The sequence below is a fragment of the Saccharothrix coeruleofusca genome, from assembly GCF_014648515.1.
Taxonomy (GTDB): Bacteria; Actinomycetota; Actinomycetes; order Mycobacteriales; family Pseudonocardiaceae; genus Actinosynnema; species Actinosynnema coeruleofuscum.
The window spans coordinates 432,436-434,980 of record NZ_BMRG01000004.1 but is presented as its reverse complement, the minus strand read 5'-3'; the positions used below and the strand labels follow the sequence as shown (position 1 = coordinate 434,980).

3 protein-coding genes are annotated in these 2,545 nt (G+C 70.8%); 1 reads left to right on the top strand and 2 read right to left on the bottom strand.

Going from position 1 to position 2,545, the window contains the following annotated elements:
• Positions 1-127: 127 nt before the first annotated feature.
• On the bottom strand, positions 128-997 hold the full coding sequence (locus IEZ00_RS14190; RefSeq protein ID WP_189223681.1) for an alpha/beta fold hydrolase: 870 nt from the start codon (positions 995-997) through the stop codon (positions 128-130).
• 106 nt (positions 998-1,103) lie between these two features.
• Positions 1,104-1,436, bottom strand: a complete 333-nt coding sequence (locus IEZ00_RS14185; RefSeq protein WP_189223680.1) for a glyoxalase superfamily protein — start codon at positions 1,434-1,436, stop codon at positions 1,104-1,106.
• A 154-nt stretch (positions 1,437-1,590) separates the two neighbouring features.
• On the opposite strand from IEZ00_RS14185, the gene qcrB reads away from it, so the two are divergent.
• Positions 1,591-2,545: cytochrome bc1 complex cytochrome b subunit (qcrB, locus tag IEZ00_RS36615; RefSeq protein WP_229795627.1), on the top strand; the 955-nt coding region annotated here is incomplete at its 3' end.

Sequence of the window (2,545 nt, the reverse complement as noted above, 5' to 3'; positions counted from 1 at the left end):
GCCCACTCCGATGATGCCGACGCGCTTCACTGGGCCTTCCTCCGTGGTGTGCGGCCGAGGTCGACCGGCCCGGTCGACCCCACGACCATGCCAGAAGGAGGCGGCGGCGCGGGCCGTGCGCCCTGGGTCAGGCGGCCGCCCGGTCGGCGTTGCGCCGGATGGCGCGGACCAGGGTGGGCCAGACGGTCGGGGGCAGGTCGTGGCCCATGCCGTCGACCAGCAGCAGTTCCGCGTCGGGGATGGCGGCGGCGGTGGCCTGACCGCCGCTGGGGTTGACCAGGGTGTCGGCCGTGCCGTGCACGACCAGGGCGGGCAGCCGCACGCCCTGCAGGCCCGGCGTCCGGTCGGGGGAGGCGATGATCGCGGCGTACTGCCGCATCCCGCCCGCGGGGTTGTACGCGCGGTCGTAGGCCAACGCCGAGCGGGCCCGCAGCTGCTCCTCGTCGACCCCCGGCGAGCCGAAGACCCGCCACGCGGCCACCGATGCCTCCACCGCCTCCTCCCGCGTGGTGGCGGGCCGCTGGTCCAGCAGCGCCAACGCCTCCGGGGAGGGCTGTCCCACGGCGGGGTTGCCGGTGGTGGACATGATCGAGCACAGGCTGAGCACCCGCTCCGGGTGGTCGATCGCGCACTGCTGGGCGATCATGCCACCCATCGACGCGCCGACCAGGTGCGCCTTGTCCACGCCCAGCGCGTCCAGCAGACCGACGAGGTCGAGCGCCATGTCGGCCAGCGTGTAGGGCACGGTGGTGCGGTCACCGGCGAAGATCGCCGCGAAGTCGGGCGCGGGCAGGTGGTCGAACTGGGTGGACAGGCCGCAGTCGCGGTTGTCGAACCGGATCACGTGGAAGCCCTGGTCGGCCAGCAGGCCGCACAGCTCCTCCTCCCACGCGATCATCTGCGTGCGCAGCCCCATGACCAGCACCAGGGCCGGGTTCGCCGGGTCCCCGAACGTGTCGTACTCCAGCTCGATCCCGTTGGCCTGCGCGCGGGGCATGGACCTGACCTCCTCGTTGGACGTTCGCTTCCACCGTAGTTGATCGACTGGTCCCGCCGTGACCGGCGTGGACGACGGCGTCGCGTGGAACGGTGCGGGGCTGCCGTCACTCGCGCGGTGTTCCGACCCGGAGCCGGTTGCCGTCGGGGTCGCGCAGCTCGACCTCGCGCGCCCACGGCGCGTCCTCCACCCGCACGCCGAACTCGGCGGCGATGGCGTCGACGTCACGAGCGCGGAGGTAGACCAACGTGTCGGGGCGGGCGTCGCCCTCGTGCTCGGACAGGAACAACCGCACCCCGTGCCGGGCGACCTCGACGAACGCGGGGAACCCCGGTTCGAAGCGGTGCTCCCACTGCTTGACGAAGCCCAGACGCTCGTACCAGGCGACCGCCGCCGAGGCGTCCTCGACGCGGAGAACGGGGATGACCTCTTCGCGCATCGGGCCATCGTCCCAGACCGCCCGGTGCCAGCGGTCATGTCCACAGTGGACCGAAGTGGGTCGGCCGATTCCCGTCTTCGGGACGTGGTGGGGGAGTAGGCTGTCGAACGGGTCATACCACGGGGCTAGGGGGTCCTCGCATGGGATGCTGCTCATGAGTCCGCTCATCGGTGCGACCGCGCGGTGGGCCGACGACCGATTAGGCGCGGCGGGCGGTCTGCGCAGGCAGTTGAACAAGGTGTTCCCGACGCACTGGTCGTTCCTGCTGGGTGAGGTCGCGCTCTACAGCTTCGTCGTGCTGCTGCTGTCGGGCACCTACCTGGCGCTGTTCTTCGACCCCTCCATGCAGGAGGTCGTCTACGACGGCAGCTTCCAGAACCTGCGGGGCGTGCCGATGTCGCGGGCCTACGAGTCCGCGTTGGAGATCTCCTTCGACGTGCGCGGCGGCCTGTTCGTCCGGCAGGTGCACCACTGGGCGGCGCTGCTGTTCATGGCCGCGATCGTGGTGCACATGCTCCGGGTGTTCTTCACCGGCGCGTTCCGCAGGCCGCGGGAGGCGAACTGGGTCATCGGCGTGGTGATCTTCCTGCTGGGCTGCCTGGAGGGCCTGATGGGCTACTCGCTGCCCGACGACCTGCTCTCCGGCGGTGGCCTGCGGGTCACCTCGTCGCTGCTGCTGTCCATCCCGGTGGTCGGCACCTGGTTGCACTGGGCGCTGTTCGGCGGGGAGTTCCCCGGCACCGAGATCATCCCCCGCTTCTACACCCTGCACGTGCTGCTCCTGCCCGCGGTCATGCTGGCGCTGGTCGCGGTGCACCTGGGCCTGGTGTGGTACCAGAAGCACACCCAGTTCCCCGGTGTGGGACGCAAGGAGGGCAACGTCGTCGGCGTGCGCATCATGCCGGTGTTCGCGGTCAAGGCGGGTGGCTTCTTCGCGGTGGTCGCCGGTGTCACCGCGATCATGGGCGGCGTGTTCCAGATCAACCCGATCTGGAACTTCGGCCCGTACAACGCCGGTCACATCTCGGCGGGCACGGTGCCGGATTGGTACATGGGGTGGACCGACGGCCTGCTGCGGATCTGGCCCGCGTGGGAGCTGTACCTGGGCG

Coding starts and splice junctions, on each gene's coding strand:
- IEZ00_RS14190 (WP_189223681.1), bottom strand. CDS start 997: ATGCCCCGCGCGCAGGCCAACGGGATCGAGCTGGAGTACGACACGTTC.
- IEZ00_RS14185 (WP_189223680.1), bottom strand. CDS start 1,436: ATGCGCGAAGAGGTCATCCCCGTTCTCCGCGTCGAGGACGCCTCGGCG.